The sequence below is a fragment of the Streptomyces sp. NPDC055013 genome (genome assembly GCF_053608645.1).
Genome location: NZ_JBSGVW010000041.1, coordinates 1 through 12994, shown reverse-complemented (window position 1 = coordinate 12994; position 12994 = coordinate 1). Strand labels below are relative to the sequence as shown.

At 71.1% G+C, this 12994-nt stretch carries 15 protein-coding genes and 1 pseudogene; 7 read left to right on the top strand and 9 right to left on the bottom strand.

Going from position 1 to position 12994, the window contains the following annotated elements; translation table 11 throughout:
* Positions 1 to 20: 20 nt before the first annotated feature.
* The 4 genes from ACWGDB_RS35340 to ACWGDB_RS35325 all read right to left on the bottom strand — a co-directional run bounded on the left by ACWGDB_RS35340 (position 21) and on the right by ACWGDB_RS35325 (position 4412).
* Complete coding sequence (locus ACWGDB_RS35340; RefSeq protein WP_453826200.1) at positions 21 to 1019, bottom strand: serine/threonine-protein kinase; 999 nt, start codon at positions 1017 to 1019, stop codon at positions 21 to 23.
* The gene (locus ACWGDB_RS35335; protein ID WP_453826199.1) at positions 1009 to 1554 is read right to left on the bottom strand and encodes a hypothetical protein; all 546 of its coding nucleotides are present in this window, start codon (positions 1552 to 1554) and stop codon (positions 1009 to 1011) included. Before ACWGDB_RS35335 ends, ACWGDB_RS35340 begins: the two co-directional genes overlap by 11 nt.
* A gap of 10 nt (positions 1555 to 1564) precedes the next feature.
* Complete coding sequence (locus ACWGDB_RS35330; RefSeq protein ID WP_453826198.1) at positions 1565 to 3910, bottom strand: FHA domain-containing protein; 2346 nt, start codon at positions 3908 to 3910, stop codon at positions 1565 to 1567.
* A gap of 91 nt (positions 3911 to 4001) precedes the next feature.
* Positions 4002 to 4412, bottom strand: a complete 411-nt coding sequence (locus ACWGDB_RS35325; RefSeq protein ID WP_427842864.1) for a hypothetical protein — start codon at positions 4410 to 4412, stop codon at positions 4002 to 4004.
* A gap of 355 nt (positions 4413 to 4767) precedes the next feature.
* On the opposite strand from ACWGDB_RS35325, the gene ACWGDB_RS35320 reads away from it, so the two are divergent.
* The 3 genes from ACWGDB_RS35320 to ACWGDB_RS35310 all read left to right on the top strand — a co-directional run bounded on the left by ACWGDB_RS35320 (position 4768) and on the right by ACWGDB_RS35310 (position 6141).
* Positions 4768 to 5151, top strand: a complete 384-nt coding sequence (locus ACWGDB_RS35320; RefSeq protein ID WP_427843439.1) for a nuclear transport factor 2 family protein — start codon at positions 4768 to 4770, stop codon at positions 5149 to 5151.
* 70 nt (positions 5152 to 5221) lie between these two features.
* Complete coding sequence (locus ACWGDB_RS35315) at positions 5222 to 5554, top strand: DUF1905 domain-containing protein (protein WP_453826197.1); 333 nt, start codon at positions 5222 to 5224, stop codon at positions 5552 to 5554.
* Positions 5555 to 5619: 65 nt separating this feature from the next.
* Positions 5620 to 6141, top strand: coding sequence for a hypothetical protein (locus tag ACWGDB_RS35310; RefSeq protein WP_453826196.1), 522 nt, complete (start codon positions 5620 to 5622; stop codon positions 6139 to 6141).
* Here the strand turns inward: ACWGDB_RS35310 and mgrA are convergent.
* Complete coding sequence (gene mgrA / locus ACWGDB_RS35305; protein WP_453826195.1) at positions 6131 to 7126, bottom strand: L-glyceraldehyde 3-phosphate reductase; 996 nt, start codon at positions 7124 to 7126, stop codon at positions 6131 to 6133. The two genes, ACWGDB_RS35310 and mgrA, sit on opposite strands and share 11 nt — an antisense overlap.
* Before the next feature lie 137 nt (positions 7127 to 7263).
* Here mgrA and ACWGDB_RS35300 point away from each other — a divergent pair, with 137 nt between their 5' ends.
* Positions 7264 to 8151 (top strand): LysR substrate-binding domain-containing protein, encoded by an 888-nt coding sequence (locus ACWGDB_RS35300; protein WP_363040617.1) that lies wholly within the window; start codon positions 7264 to 7266, stop codon positions 8149 to 8151.
* Positions 8152 to 8176: 25 nt separating this feature from the next.
* On the top strand, positions 8177 to 8686 hold the full coding sequence (locus tag ACWGDB_RS35295; RefSeq protein WP_453826194.1) for a mycothiol transferase: 510 nt from the start codon (positions 8177 to 8179) through the stop codon (positions 8684 to 8686).
* Between the two features lie 25 nt (positions 8687 to 8711).
* Here the strand turns inward: ACWGDB_RS35295 and ACWGDB_RS35290 are convergent, their stop codons facing one another.
* A complete protein-coding gene (locus ACWGDB_RS35290; RefSeq protein ID WP_453826193.1) occupies positions 8712 to 9782 on the bottom strand; it encodes an adenosine deaminase in 1071 nt (356 codons plus the stop codon).
* Positions 9783 to 9846: 64 nt separating this feature from the next.
* Complete coding sequence (locus ACWGDB_RS35285) at positions 9847 to 10233, bottom strand: VOC family protein (RefSeq protein WP_453826192.1); 387 nt, start codon at positions 10231 to 10233, stop codon at positions 9847 to 9849.
* A gap of 134 nt (positions 10234 to 10367) precedes the next feature.
* Between ACWGDB_RS35285 and ACWGDB_RS35280 the strand changes: the two genes are divergently transcribed.
* Both ACWGDB_RS35280 and sph read left to right on the top strand, forming a co-directional pair.
* On the top strand, positions 10368 to 10826 hold the full coding sequence (locus ACWGDB_RS35280) for a pyridoxamine 5'-phosphate oxidase family protein (protein WP_453826191.1): 459 nt from the start codon (positions 10368 to 10370) through the stop codon (positions 10824 to 10826).
* Positions 10827 to 10945: 119 nt separating this feature from the next.
* Positions 10946 to 11932, top strand: coding sequence for a sphingomyelin phosphodiesterase (gene sph / locus ACWGDB_RS35275; RefSeq protein WP_453826190.1), 987 nt, complete (start codon positions 10946 to 10948; stop codon positions 11930 to 11932).
* A gap of 22 nt (positions 11933 to 11954) precedes the next feature.
* On the opposite strand, the gene ACWGDB_RS35270 is transcribed toward sph, so the two are convergent.
* Positions 11955 to 12860 (bottom strand): aldo/keto reductase, encoded by a 906-nt coding sequence (locus ACWGDB_RS35270; RefSeq protein WP_453826189.1) that lies wholly within the window; start codon positions 12858 to 12860, stop codon positions 11955 to 11957.
* 39 nt (positions 12861 to 12899) lie between these two features.
* Positions 12900 to 12994 (bottom strand): annotated as a pseudogene (locus ACWGDB_RS35265) (chitinase); the annotation flags it as partial.

Sequence of the window (12994 nt, the reverse complement as noted above, 5' to 3'; positions counted from 1 at the left end):
AGCCGCCGCACCGGCCCCGGTCACCGCCGGAAGACCGGCTCGGCCCAGCGGGGCGGCGGTTTCGGCTCGCCCTTCGCGGACTCCTTCGCCCGCTCCACGACCCTCAGGTCCACCTCCGTCGGAGCGTGCCCCTGTGCCGTACCGCCCGCGACCGCGGCGCGCAGGTCGGCGACGAAGGCGAGGCAGGAGTCCTGCCGGTCGTCGGGGCTCTTGGCCAGCGCTCTGGCGAACACGGCGTCCACGGCCGCAGCGAGGTCCGGGCGTGCCTCGGTCAGGGGCGGTGGTTCGTCGTACTGGTGGGCCCACAGCAGGGCCATGTCACTGTCGCGACGCAGCGGCGGGTGGCCCGCAAGGCACTCGTACACCACGCAGGCGAACCCGTAGACGTCGCAGCGTGCGTCGACCGGCTTGCCCGAGATCTGCTCAGGGGCGACGTAGTCGAGGGTGCCGACGAACTGTCCGACGGTCGTGAAGCCGGTCAGGGACAGCGACTTCTTCGTCAGACCGAAGTCGGTGAGGTACACGTGCTCGGGGTGATCGCTGTCGGTGCCGCGCGCGACGAGGATGTTGCCGGGCTTCACGTCCCGGTGGACCAGGCCGTGATCGTGCGCCGCGTCGAGGGCGGAGGCGACCTGCGCGGCGATGCGCAGGGCCGTCGGCGGCTGCAAGGGGCCCTGGCGGTCGAGGAGATGGCGCAGGTCGCTGCCGGAGACGTAGCGCATGGCGATGTAGAGGACGCCGTCCGTCTCGCCCGCCTCGAAGACGGGCACGATGTGCGGATGGTCGATCGCGGCGGCGGCCCGGGACTCGTGGGTGAAGCGGCTCCGGAAGGTGTCGTTGCGGGAGAGTTCGGGAGCGAGGAGCTTCAGGGCGACGGTGCGGTCCAGGCGGAGGTCGCGGGCGCGGTAGACGACCGCCATCCCGCCGCGGCCGATCTCGCGCTCGATGCGGTAGCCCGCGATCTCCCGGCCGATCAGCTCCGAGGGACGGCCGGAGAAGAGGCTGGTGTCACGGACCATCGGGTGTCACGACCTGGGTCGGGGCGTGGCCGGGATCGGTGGCGGCGCTGGGGCCGTCGTCCGTGGCGTACGTGCTCAGCCGGGTGCCGTCCGCGTACGCCCACCGGCCGTGCTCGGCGTCGTAGAGCCACATCGACTCACCGTCGACGACGACCCCGATGCGCAGCCCCGACGTACGGACGCGGAAGGACTCGCCGTCCAGGCCGCCGGCCGCGAGGTCCTCGACCGCGGACCGGTAGCCGGCCAGCACCCGCTCGACGCGGGTGAGCAGTGGGCGCGGGTCGGCGGTATTTGTGAGCGGGCCGCCGTCGGCGGTGGGCGGGTCCCGCGGTACGGCGACCAGGTGGCGGCTGTCGACCCAGGCCGACCAGCCGTTGGCGCACAGGATGTGCCCCCAGTCGCCCTGCCGCTCGACGAGCTGGACCGGCAGGAACGCGTCGAGGGGCACGGTGGGCCGGGCGGGGTCGGGTGTTTCCCAGGCGGGCATGCCGTGCTGGGGGACGACGTGGGTGGGCCGGAAGCCGGGGGACGCCATGGGCTCTCGCCTACTTCCGCATGACGACGGGTTCGCGGCGGCGCAGCAGCCGGGTGACGACGTAGCCGAAGACCGCGGAGAGCGCGACGAGCATGGCCACGTTGAGCAGCCACACGCCGGCCGAGTGCTCGAACAGCGGATCGCCGGTCAGGTCGCCGGGGACGAGCCGGGACAGCTCCAGGGTGCCGGCCATCGCGCCGAGCGCCCACCGGGAGGGCACGACCCAGGACAGCTGCTCCAGGCCGGGTACTCCGTCGAGTTTGAGCAGTGCTCCGCAGAACACGACCTGGACGATGGCGAGCAGCACCAGCAGCGGCATCGTCACCTCCTCCTTGCGCACCAGCGCGGAGACGACCAGACCGAGCATCATCGCGGTGAACGCCAGCAGGGCGACGGCGACGGTGATCTCGACGAGCGGCGGCATCAGCACACCCTCGCCGCCGGGGGCGTTGAGGTCGACGCCGAGCAGGGCCACCAGGGTCAGTACGACCGCCTGGAGCACGGTGATCGTCCCCAGGACCACCACCTTGGACATCAGGTACGCCGATCTGGACAGGCCGACCGCGCGCTCGCGCCGGTAGATGACGCGCTCCTTGACGAGCTCGCGCACGGCGTTCGCCGCGCCCGTCAGGACGCCGCCGACGCACAGGATGAGCAGCGCGTTCATCGCCGTCTCCTGGGTCAGCCTGCTGCCGGCCAGGGCCCGGGCCATCGCGCCCATCACGAACGGCAGGGCGATCATGATCGCGATAAAGGTGCGGTCGGCGGCGAGCGCGGTGGTGTAGCGGCGGATCAGTGTGCCGAGCTGGGCGCCGCGGCTGCGCGGCCGGGGCGGCCGGGCGATCACGACCGGGCCGGTGCGGGGCTGCCGGGGCTGCCCGGTCGCGTCGGAGATGTACTGCCGGTGGTAGAGCGAGCCTCGGTAGTCGCCCGCCCAGTCCCGCTCCTGGTCGCGTTCGAACGCCTCGAAGGCCTCCGGCCAGTGCTCGAACCCGAAGAAGAGCAGGGCCTCCTCGGGCGGGCCGTAGTAGGCGATGCGTCCGCCGGGGGCGAGCACGAGGAGCCGGTCGCAGATGTCGAGGCTGAGCACGCTGTGGGTGACGACGATGACGGTGCGGCCGTCGTCGGCCAGGCCGCGCAGCATGTTCATCACCGAGCGGTCCATGCCGGGGTCGAGCCCGGAGGTCGGCTCGTCGAGGAACAGCAGCGACGGCTTGGTCAGCAGTTCCAGGGCGACGCTCACGCGCTTGCGCTGCCCGCCGGAGAGGCTGTGCACGGGCTGCCCGGCGCGCTGCCCCAGGCCCAGTTCGTGGATGACCTCGTCGACCCGGGCCCGGCGCTCGGCCTTGGCGGTGTCCTGGGGGAAGCGCAGTTCGGCGGCGTAGGACAGGGCGCTGCGGACGGTGAGTTGTGCGTGCAGGATGTCGTCCTGCGGGACCAGGCCGATGCGCTGGCGCAGCTCGGCGTAGTCGCGGTAGAGGTCGCGGCCGTCGTAGAGCACGGTGCCGTGGTCGGCGGGGCGCTGGCCGGTGAGGGCGTTGAGAAGCGTGGACTTCCCGGCGCCGCTCGGGCCGACGACGGCGAGCAGGCACTTCTCCCGCACCGGGAAGGAGACATGGTCGAGGAGGGTCTTGCGGCCGTGGTCGACGGCGACCGCGAGATCCTGCACCTCCAGGGAGACCTCGCCGGTGTCGACGTACTCCTGCAGTTGGTCCCCGACCAGGCAGAACGCGGAGTGGCCGATGCCGACGATGTCGCCGGGGCCGATCGGCGCGGTGGTGACCGGACTGCCGTTGAGGTAGGTGCGGTTGTGGCTGCCCAGGTCGGCGATCTCGTAGGTCCCGTCGGGCAGGGCGTGCAGTTCGGCGTGGTGGCGGGAGACGACCAGGTCGTCGATGACCAGGTCGTTGTCGGCGGCGCGGCCGATGCGGACGGCGCGGGTGGGCAGGGGTCGGACGGAGGTGGGCCGGCGGAAGGTGCCGGTGAGGCCGGGCATGGAGATCGCCGAGGGGCGTTCCGGCGCGGCGGGCGGGCCCGGGCGGTCCAGCAGCACCGCGCGGGGGCCGTCGGACGGGTTGCCGAAGCGGATGACGGTGCCTGGTCCCACGTCCCGCTCGCGGATGCGGTGGCCTTCGGTGTACGTGCCGTTGGTGCTGTTCTCGTCCGCGAGGGTCCAGTGGTCGGCGCCGGGCCGCAGTACCGCGTGGTGCCAGGAGACACGGGCGTCGTCGATGACGATGTCGCTGAGCGGGTCGCGTCCGACGCGGTAGTGACGGCCGGGGGTCATCACGGTGGAGCCCGACTCGGTCTCCAGGACCAGTACGGGCGCAGTCGGTGCGACCGGCCGCTCCGCCATGCCAGGATTCTATCGATCTGCCCATGTATGTGCTGCCCGCGCTCACGGCGTCCGTCCGCGCTCGGGACGCGTTCCTTCGGCAGCCGGGGGTTCAGCCGACGGGGACGACCAGCGCCGGGACGGTCCGCTGCATCCGCAGGGCGTCGATCGACTCGGCGAGCAGTTCGTACTCGGTGGTCTCGTCGCTCACGGCGATCCGCACCAGCCGCCCGGCCGCCAACTCGTCGGCCACCAGCTCCTGTTGATCGTCGTCGCCGCACCATGCGCGCAGCACAGCCGGCACGTCGGGCACATTGTCCGCGACCGGGACGAGCGCACTCGCGGGGAAGTGCGCGGCATCCGGTCGCGGGTCTAATCGCTCGGCCATCCAGGAGGCCCGGTCACGTAACCACCACAGCGCGAGGGCCAGGGTGGGTGCCCGGTAGGTTCCCAGAGGTACACCGATGCGCCGACCTCCGCAGACGCCGTATGCGGTGACATGGCAAAGGAACTCGTCGTGCACGTGACCTCCCCCGTGTTGCCGTGTTCGCCTGTCGGCGGACCTCGCTTTCCATACGGCTCGTGAGCGGTGCGTAAGGGCGCCGTCGCCCCATGTGAGGCACCCTCGTAGTTGAGTATGTTCACTACTGAAACACTGTCACCATGACTTTCCGGCCAGTCTCCTGGCATATTCACAGCCGGTGTTGGCCGAAACGCGGCGGGAACACGTCAACCAGGTGCGTGACCGGGCATTACCTCGGGAGTAATCGAGCTTTCCGCCGTCGGCGGGCATCGTTGCGGTACCGGGTCACCGCGAGCGGGATCCGGTTTCCACCCGTGCCGACCTCGTTGGAGGCTGATCGCCCATGTCCGCGTCCGTGCCCGTGACCACCGACCGCTACGAGATCGCCGTCGCCCGCTACTTCGACGCCTGGAACACCCGCGAGCCCGATGCGCTGGCCCGGGCGGTCGCCATCGCGTGGTCCCCGCAGGGCGGCTACACCGACCCGCTCGCGGACGTCCGGGGCTATGAGGGGATCGTGGCCGTCGTCGCGGCGGCGCACGCACAGTTCCCCGGCTTCGTCTTCCGCCGGACCGGCTCCGTCGACGGCCACCACGACACGGCGCGCTTCTCCTGGGAACTGGTGAGCGAGGTCGACGGGGCGGCGCCGGTGGCCGGGTCCGACGTGATCACGCTGGACGCCGAGGGACAGATCCAGTCCGTCCTCGGATTTCTGGACCGGGTGCCGGCCGGGGCGTGAGTTCCGCGATGAGTTTTCGGGCTCGCGGTGGTCTCTTCAGTACGTGACCACCGCGAGCGGAGGGACCATCATGACCACCACCGCCAAGCTGGACGAGGAGTTCACGGCCGTCCTGCGCAAGAGTCCGAGCGAGGGCGGCTGGACGTATCTCGTCTGGCCGAGGAGCGTCGAGTTCTTCGGCACCCGCGGGCTCGTCAAGGTCCGCGGCACGATCGACGGGCAGCCCTTCCGCAGTTCGTTCATGGCCATGGGCGACGGCACGCACAAGCTGCCCGTGAAGGCCGACATCCGCAAGGCCATCGGCAAGGCGGAGGGCGACACCGTGACCGTGCGTCTGGAGGAGCGGATCAGCTCCCAGCGGCCTCCCGACAGCGCCGGGGCGCGACGCCCACCGCCCGCCTGAAGGCGGGCCACTTCCAGCTGGTCGCCCGCCTGTGGCCCGCCCTGGCCGCCGCCGGGGCGCGGGTCGTGGCCGTGTCCTCGCGGGGCATCCGATTCGGCGACGTCGACTTCGACGACCTGCACTTCGAGCACCGCCCCTACGAGCCGTTCGCCGCCTACGGCCAGTCCAAGACGGCGAACGCGCTCTTCGCCGTGGAACTCGACCGGCGCGGGCGGGCCCAGGGGGTGCGGCCCTTCGCCGTGCACCCGGGCACGATCATCGAGACCGGCCTCGCCAAGCACGTCTCCGCGGACGTGGTCCGGGCGGCGGGTGTCCTCGACGACCACGGGCGGCCCGTACGGGACCCGTCCCGCCAGCTGAAGACGCTCGAGCAGGGAGCCGCCACCGGCGTCTGGTGCGCCACCAGCCCGCAGCTGACCGCAGTGGGCGGGTCTACTGCGAGAACTGCGACGTCAGCCCCCTGGTGGCCGAGGCCGACGAGGCCGAGTGGCGCGCCGGAGCGGAGACGCCGGGCGTGCTGTCGTACGCCGTGTACCCAGAGGCGGCGGCCCGCCTCTGGGAGGTCAGCGAAACGCCTTACGGCTTGAGGATCGCCTCGATACGGGCCAGCTCGTCGGCGTCGAAGTCCAGGTTGCGGGTGGCCGCGACGCTGTCCTCGATCTGCTGCGCGCTGCTCGCACCGACGAGCGCCGAGGTCACCCGGCCGCCGCGCAGCACCCAGGCCAGGGCCAGCTGGGCCAGGGTCTGGCTGCGGGACTTGGCGATCTCGTCGAGGGCCCGGAGCCTGCCCAGCAGCTCGTCGGTGATCGAGTCGGCGTTCAGGAACGGGCTGCCGCTCGCGGCCCGCGAGTCCTTCGGAATGCCGTCGAGGTAGCGGGAGGTCAGCTGGCCCTGTGCCAGCGGGGAGAAGACGATCGAGCCGACCTGGAGCTCGTCGAGGGCGTCGAGGAGTCCCTCCTCCTCGGGGCGGCGGTTCAGCATCGAGTAGGCCGGCTGGTGGATGAGCAGCGGCGTGCCCAGCTCTCCCAGGATGCGGGCGGCCTCGCGGGTCTGCTCCGCCGAGTAGTTGGAGACGCCTACGTACAGCGCCTTGCCCTGCTGCACCGCCGAGTGCAGGGCGCCCATCGTCTCCTCGAGCGGAGTGTCCGGGTCGGGGCGGTGCGAGTAGAAGATGTCGACGTAGTCCAGGCCCATCCGCTTCAGGCTCTGGTCGAGCGAGGACAGCATGTACTTGCGCGAGCCCCACTCGCCGTACGGGCCGGGCCACATCAGATAGCCGGCCTTGGTGGAGATGATCATCTCGTCCCGGTAGGGCGCGAAGTCCGCCTTCAGCGCCTCGCCGAAGGCCGACTCGGCGGCGCCGGGCGGCGGGCCGTAGTTGTTGGCCAGGTCGAAGTGGGTGACGCCGAGGTCGAAGGCTCGGCGCAGGATGGCCCGCTGGTGCTCGACCGAACGGTCCGCCGGGCCGAAGTTGTGCCACAGGCCGAGGGACAGCGCGGGAAGCTTGAGTCCGCTGCGGCCGGTGCGCCGGTAGGGCATGTCCGCGTAGCGGTCGGTGTGTGCGGTGTACAACGCGACTCCAGAGGGGTTGGCACAGGGAGGACGGCTCCGAGGAACCGGTGTTCCAGTCGCCGTCCACTCTGTCGTGACCTGCTGGCAGTGGTCCAACAGGTAAATCAGATGGGATTCAGCGGCTACGCTGCTCAATCATGGAACTGCGCCATCTCCAGCATTTCGTGGCGGTCGCCGAGGACCAGCACTTCACCCGGGCGGCCGAGCGCCTCCTGGTGTCCCAGTCGGGCCTGTCGGCCTCGATCCGGGCCCTGGAACGGGAGTTGCAGACCCCGCTGTTCGTGCGGACGACCCGCCGGGTGACGCTCACCCCTGCCGGCCGGGCGCTGCTGTGCGAGGCGGAACGGATCCTGGCGCAGGTGCGGGCCGCCCACGAGGCGGTGGCGGCGGTGCAGGGCGTGCTGCGCGGGATGCTGGCGCTCGGGTCCGAGCAGTGCATCGCCGGGGTGCATGTGGCGGGACTGCTGGCGGCCTTCCGGCGGGCACATCCGGACGTGGAGATCTGTCTGCGTCAGGCGGGCTCGGGCGCCCTCGCGGAGGAGGTCGCGGCCGGACGCCTCGATCTGGCCTTCGCCGTACGGACCGCGCAGGAGGACACCGACCAGCTGCGGGTCGTGCCGCTGACCGGCGAGCCGATGACCGTCCTGTGCCATCCGAGCCACCGGCTCGCCACCGCCGGCGCCGCCGTCACTCCGGAGGAGCTGGGCGGCGAGGTCTTCGTCGACTTCCACCCGGACTGGGGGCCGCGCCGCACCACCGACGCCGTCTTCGCCGCCGCGGGCGTACGCCGGACCGTCGCCCTGGAGGTCAACGACGTGCACAGCCTCCTGGACCTGGTGGACGAGGACCTCGGCATCGCCGTCGTACCGCGCCACTTCCGGGACAAGCGGCGCTCACTGACGGCACTGCCGGTGAAGGGCACCGGCGAGACGGTCTACGAGACGGTCGCCCTGCTGCCGCCCGCGCAGGCCACCAGCCCGGCGGCCCGGGCGCTCATGGCGCTGCTGGAAACGGAGGGCGCATGACGGACGGGTGCGCGATGGTGGAGCCATGCATGCGAAGGACATCCTCATCGACGGGTACAACCGCATCCAGGAAGAAGTCCACGCCGCCGTCGAGGGCCTCGACCCCGACGACCTGCACGCCCGCCCCTCCCCCGACGCCAACTCCGTCGCCTGGCTGATCTGGCATCTCACCCGGGTCCAGGACGACCACATCGCCGACGCCTTCGGCCTCGACCAGGTGTGGCTGACGCAGGACTTCCAGAAGACCTTCGGGCTCGACCTGCCGCGCCACGACACCGGCTACGGCCACACCTCGGCGAAGGTCGCCAAGGTACGGGTCGACTCGGGCGACATGCTGACCGGCTACTACGACGCCGTGCACGCCCAGAGTCTGGGGGCGCTGCGGGAGGTGGCCGCCAAGGATCTGGAGCGCATCGTGGACGAGCGCTGGGATCCACCGGTCAGCCTGGGCGCACGGCTGGTCAGCGTCCTGTCCGACGATCTCCAGCACGTCGGACAGGCCGCCTACGTCCGCGGGCTGGTCGTGGGCTCCTAGCCCGCGGACCAGTCCGGACCGGCGCTCAGAGCGCGGACGCGTAACCGGGCAGGACGACGTCCTCGATGAGGGCCTTGCGCTCGTCGAACGGGATGAACGCGCTCTTCAGAGCGTTCACCGTGACCGTGCGCAGGTCCTCGACCGTCCACCCGGCCTGCTCGACCAGCAGGGACATCTCGCGCGTCATCGTCGTACCGGACACCAGACGGTTGTCGGTGTTGAGGGTGACGCGGAAGCCGAGGTCCTTCAGGGCGGTGATCGGGTGCTCGGCTATGGACGTGGCGGCGCCGGTCTGGAGGTTGGAGGTCGGGCACATCTCCAGCGCGATACGGCGGTCGCGCACCCAGCCGGCGAGGCGGCCGAGCTTGCCGTCCACGATGTCGTCGGTGATGCGCACGCCGTGCCCGATGCGCTGGGCGCCGCACACCTGGAGGGCCTGGTGGATGCTGGACAGGCCGTCGGCCTCACCGGCGTGGATGGTGAAGGGCACGCTCTCGCGGCGCAGGTGTTCGAAGGCACCGACGTGGTCGGCGGCGGGGAAGCCGGCCTCGGCACCGGCGATGTCGAAGCCGACGACACCGGCGTCCCGGAAGGCGACGGCCAGGTCGGCCGCCTCGCGCACCCGGTCGAACATCCGCATCCCGCACAGGAGAGTGCCGACGCGCACCGGGGTGCCGGCGGCCGCGGCCTTGGCCATGCCCGCCGCGAGGCCCTCCTGCACGGTCTCGACGACCTCTGCGAGGGCCAGCCCGCCGTTGGTGTTCAGCTCGGGGGCGTAGCGCACCTCGCCGTAGACGACGCCGTCCGCGGCCAGGTCGAGGACGTACTCCTCGGCGGTGCGCAGCAGCCCCTCGCGGCTCTGCATCACCGCGAGGGTGTGCTCGAAGGTGGCGATGTAGCGGACCAGGTCGCCGGAGTTCGCGGCCTCGAAGTACCAGGCGGCGAGCTCGTCCGGGTCGGTGGTGGGCAGGGTGTGGCCGACCGCCTCCGCGAGCTCCACCACGGTGGCGGGGCGCAGGCCGCCGTCGAGGTGGTCGTGCAGTACGGCCTTGGGGAGGCGACGGATGACGTCGGCGTCTACGCGCGTAGCAGTCATGGCGGAGTCTTTCCTTGAGCGGGGCGGTTCGAAGCGGCGGGCGGCGGTCGGCCCGGGAGGTGGATCAGCCGGCGGGCTGGAGCAGGTCCCAGCGATTGCCGTACAGGTCCTGGAAGACGGCGACCGAGCCGTAGGGCTCGTGCCGGGGCTCCTCCAGGAAGGTCACGCCCGCGGCGAGCATGCGGGCATGGTCGCGGGCGAAGTCGTCGGTGTGCAGGAAGAACCCGACGCGCCCGCCGGTCTGGTCGCCGACCCGGGCCCGCTGCTCGTCACCCTTGGCGCGGGCCAGCAGCAGGGCGGTGCCCTGGTCACCCGCCGCCACGACGACCCAGCGGGAGCCGTCCGGGCGCGGGGTGTCCTCGACCAGTCGGAAGCCGAGGGCTTCGGTGTAGAAGCGGATCGCCTCGTCGTAGTCGTCGACGACGAGGGTGACCAGGGCGATGTGTCTCATCGGGACCTTCCTGGAGGTGCGATTGACGGGAGAGGTTATACGTAAAACGTCCAGGACGCCAGTCCCGACCGGGACCGCGGTCCTAGGCCCGGCGCCCGAGGTGCGGCAGGCGTTCGGCGACTAGCGTTCCGGGAATGACGATCATGGATGGGGCGCGCAGCCCCGAGCGCCGCAAGCAGGACGTTCTGGACCGGCTGGGACGGGAGACGGACATCTGGGTGGCCTCGGCGGACAGCGACGGGGTGCCGTGTCTGGTCGCCCTGTGGTTCGTCTGGGACGGTGCGGCGCTGTGGATGGCCACCCGCCCCGGCAACCCGACAGGGCGCAACCTCCGCATCGGCCGTCGGACCCGGCTGGCCTTCGGGGACACCAGGGACGTGGTTCTCATCGACGGCGACGTGGAGGTCCACGACGCCGACGAGGTGCCGGCCGCGGCTGCCGAGGCGTTTCACGCGAAGACGGGTTGGGATCCACGCAACGACACGGCGACGTACGCCTTCTACCGGGTGCGGCCGCGCTCCGTACAGGCATGGCACGGGGTGCGTGAACTGCCCGAGCGGCATCTCATGCGAAACGGAACGTGGCTTGTCTGAACAAGTTTCACGCGTACGTCCCCACGCCATCCATTTCCCGCACAGGTGTTACCTGGTAGTAACTCCTGATGGTTTGATGTGCGGCGCCACACAACCCCCTTCAACCACAGGGAGATCCAGTGACGCTCTCCGCACACCGCCGCGCACAGGGCTCGATCGTGCTCGCGCTCTCGCTCGCCGGTGCCGGTCTTGCCTGCTCGGCGCCCACCGCGGCGGCCGCCGAGCAGGCGCCGCCGCTCAAAGTGCTGTCGTACAACGTCTTCCTCTTCAGCAAGACCCTGTACCCGAACTGGGGCCAGGACCACCGGGCCGCCGAGATCGCCAAGGCACCGTTCGTGCAGGGCAACGACGTGGTCGTGTTCCAGGAGATGTTCGACAACTCCTCCTCGGACGCGCTGAAGAGCTCCCTCGCCGACCGCTACCCGCACCAGACGCCGGTGGTCGGGCGCAGCAAGAGCGGCTGGGACGCGACCGGTGGCGCCTACTCGGCGACCACGCCCGAGGACGGCGGGGTCACGATCCTGAGCAAGTGGCCGGTGCTGCGCAAGGAGCAGTACGTGTTCAAGGACGCGTGCGGGGCGGACTGGTGGTCCAACAAGGGCTTCGCGTACGTGGTGCTGAACGTGAACGGCACCAAGGTGCACGTCGTGGGCACACACGCGCAGTCGACCGACCCGGGCTGCGACGCCGGTGAGGCCGCCGCGATGCGCAGCCGGCAGTTCAAGGCGATCGACGCGTTCCTGGACGCGAAGAACATCCCCGCGAGCGAGCAGGTCCTGGTCGCCGGTGACATGAACGTCGACTCGCACACGTCCGAGTACGGCTCGATGCTCGCCGACGGCGGCCTGGTCGGGGCGGACGCGCGGACCGGGCACCCGTACTCCTTCGACACGGCCGACAACTCCATAGCCCGCGACCGCTACCCCGACGACCCGCGCGAGGATCTGGACCACGTCCTGTACCGCGCGGGTCACGCCCGTCCCACCGTCTGGAAGAACGATGTCGTCAAGGAGCAGAGCGCGCCCTGGACGGTGTCGAGCTGGGGCACCGACTACACGTACACGAACCTCTCCGACCACTATCCGGTGACCGGGTTCGCCGGCTGAGGCGTGCCGCGGTGGCTGCGGCTCAACCGGTCGGCTGTCGCGCCGTGTTGAGCCGGGCCAGCTCGTCGCCCGTGAGGCGGACAGCTCCCGCGGCCACGTTCTCGGCGAGGTGGTCGGGGTTGCCGGTGCCGGGGATCGCGAGGACGTGCGGGCCCTGGTGCAGGGTCCAGGCGATGCGCACCTGGGCGGGGCTCACGCCGTGCGCCTGCGCGACGGCGAGCACCTCGTCGTCGTGGGCGCCGGTGGCACCCCGCTCCCCGGTGTCGCCCGCGACGGCGTAGAACGGCACGAAGGCGATGCCCTGCTCGCCGCACAGGCGCAGGAGTTCGTCGGCCTCGGGGTCGGGCCGGTCGAGCGCGTACCGGTTCTGCACACTGACCACGGGCGCGATGGCCTGCGCCTCGGCGAGGTGCCGTGGCTCCACGGCGGAGATGCCGAGGTGCCTGATCAGGCCCGCCTCACGCAGTTCGGCCAGGGCGCCGAAGTGCTCGGCGATGGAGTCCTGCCGCATGCGGCGCAGGTAGACGACGTCCAGGTGGTCGCGGCCGAGCTGGCGCAGGTTCTCCTCGACGTGGCCGCGCAGCTGGTCGGGGCGGGCCGAGGTACCCCATTCCCCGGTGTAGTCGCGGAACGGGCCGACCTTCGTCGCGATGACCAGGTCGTCGGCGTACGGCGCCAGCGCGGTGTTGATGAGTTCGTTGGCCGCGCGCAGGGCGGAGAAGTAGAAAGCGGCCGTGTCGATGTGGTCGACTCCCAGCTCAACCGCCTTGCGCAGAACGGCGATCGAGCGTCCCCGGTCGCTGGGCGTCCCGTTGTGGAAGGCGGCGCTTCCCGTGAGCCGCATCGCGCCGAAGCCGACGCGGCTCACGGACAGGTCGCCGAGTTTCCAGGTGCCCGCGGCGCGCGCGGTGATCATCTCTGAGGTCATCGGCGGAGTCTCGCACACGCCTGGGGCACAGGGAGGGCGTCAGCAGTAGAGGTTGCCGCCCGGCGAGACGCCGAGGATCGAGGTGAACCGGTTGTAGGCGTCCACGCGGCTCTGGACCTGCGCAGGGTTCTTGC

What these genes read in the sequence shown, in the direction of transcription:
- ACWGDB_RS35335 (WP_453826199.1), bottom strand. Translation starts at nt 1,554, where the DNA reads ATGGCGTCCCCCGGCTTCCGGCCCACCCACGTCGTCCCCCAGCACGGC.
- ACWGDB_RS35270 (WP_453826189.1), bottom strand. Translation starts at nt 12,860, where the DNA reads ATGACCTCAGAGATGATCACCGCGCGCGCCGCGGGCACCTGGAAACTC.
- ACWGDB_RS35300 (WP_363040617.1), top strand. Translation starts at nt 7,264, where the DNA reads ATGGAACTGCGCCATCTCCAGCATTTCGTGGCGGTCGCCGAGGACCAG.
- ACWGDB_RS35330 (WP_453826198.1), bottom strand. Translation starts at nt 3,910, where the DNA reads ATGGCGGAGCGGCCGGTCGCACCGACTGCGCCCGTACTGGTCCTGGAG.
- ACWGDB_RS35340 (WP_453826200.1), bottom strand. Translation starts at nt 1,019, where the DNA reads ATGGTCCGTGACACCAGCCTCTTCTCCGGCCGTCCCTCGGAGCTGATC.
- ACWGDB_RS35315 (WP_453826197.1), top strand. Translation starts at nt 5,222, where the DNA reads ATGACCACCACCGCCAAGCTGGACGAGGAGTTCACGGCCGTCCTGCGC.
- ACWGDB_RS35290 (WP_453826193.1), bottom strand. Translation starts at nt 9,782, where the DNA reads ATGACTGCTACGCGCGTAGACGCCGACGTCATCCGTCGCCTCCCCAAG.
- ACWGDB_RS35285 (WP_453826192.1), bottom strand. Translation starts at nt 10,233, where the DNA reads ATGAGACACATCGCCCTGGTCACCCTCGTCGTCGACGACTACGACGAG.
- ACWGDB_RS35280 (WP_453826191.1), top strand. Translation starts at nt 10,368, where the DNA reads ATGACGATCATGGATGGGGCGCGCAGCCCCGAGCGCCGCAAGCAGGAC.
- ACWGDB_RS35295 (WP_453826194.1), top strand. Translation starts at nt 8,177, where the DNA reads ATGCATGCGAAGGACATCCTCATCGACGGGTACAACCGCATCCAGGAA.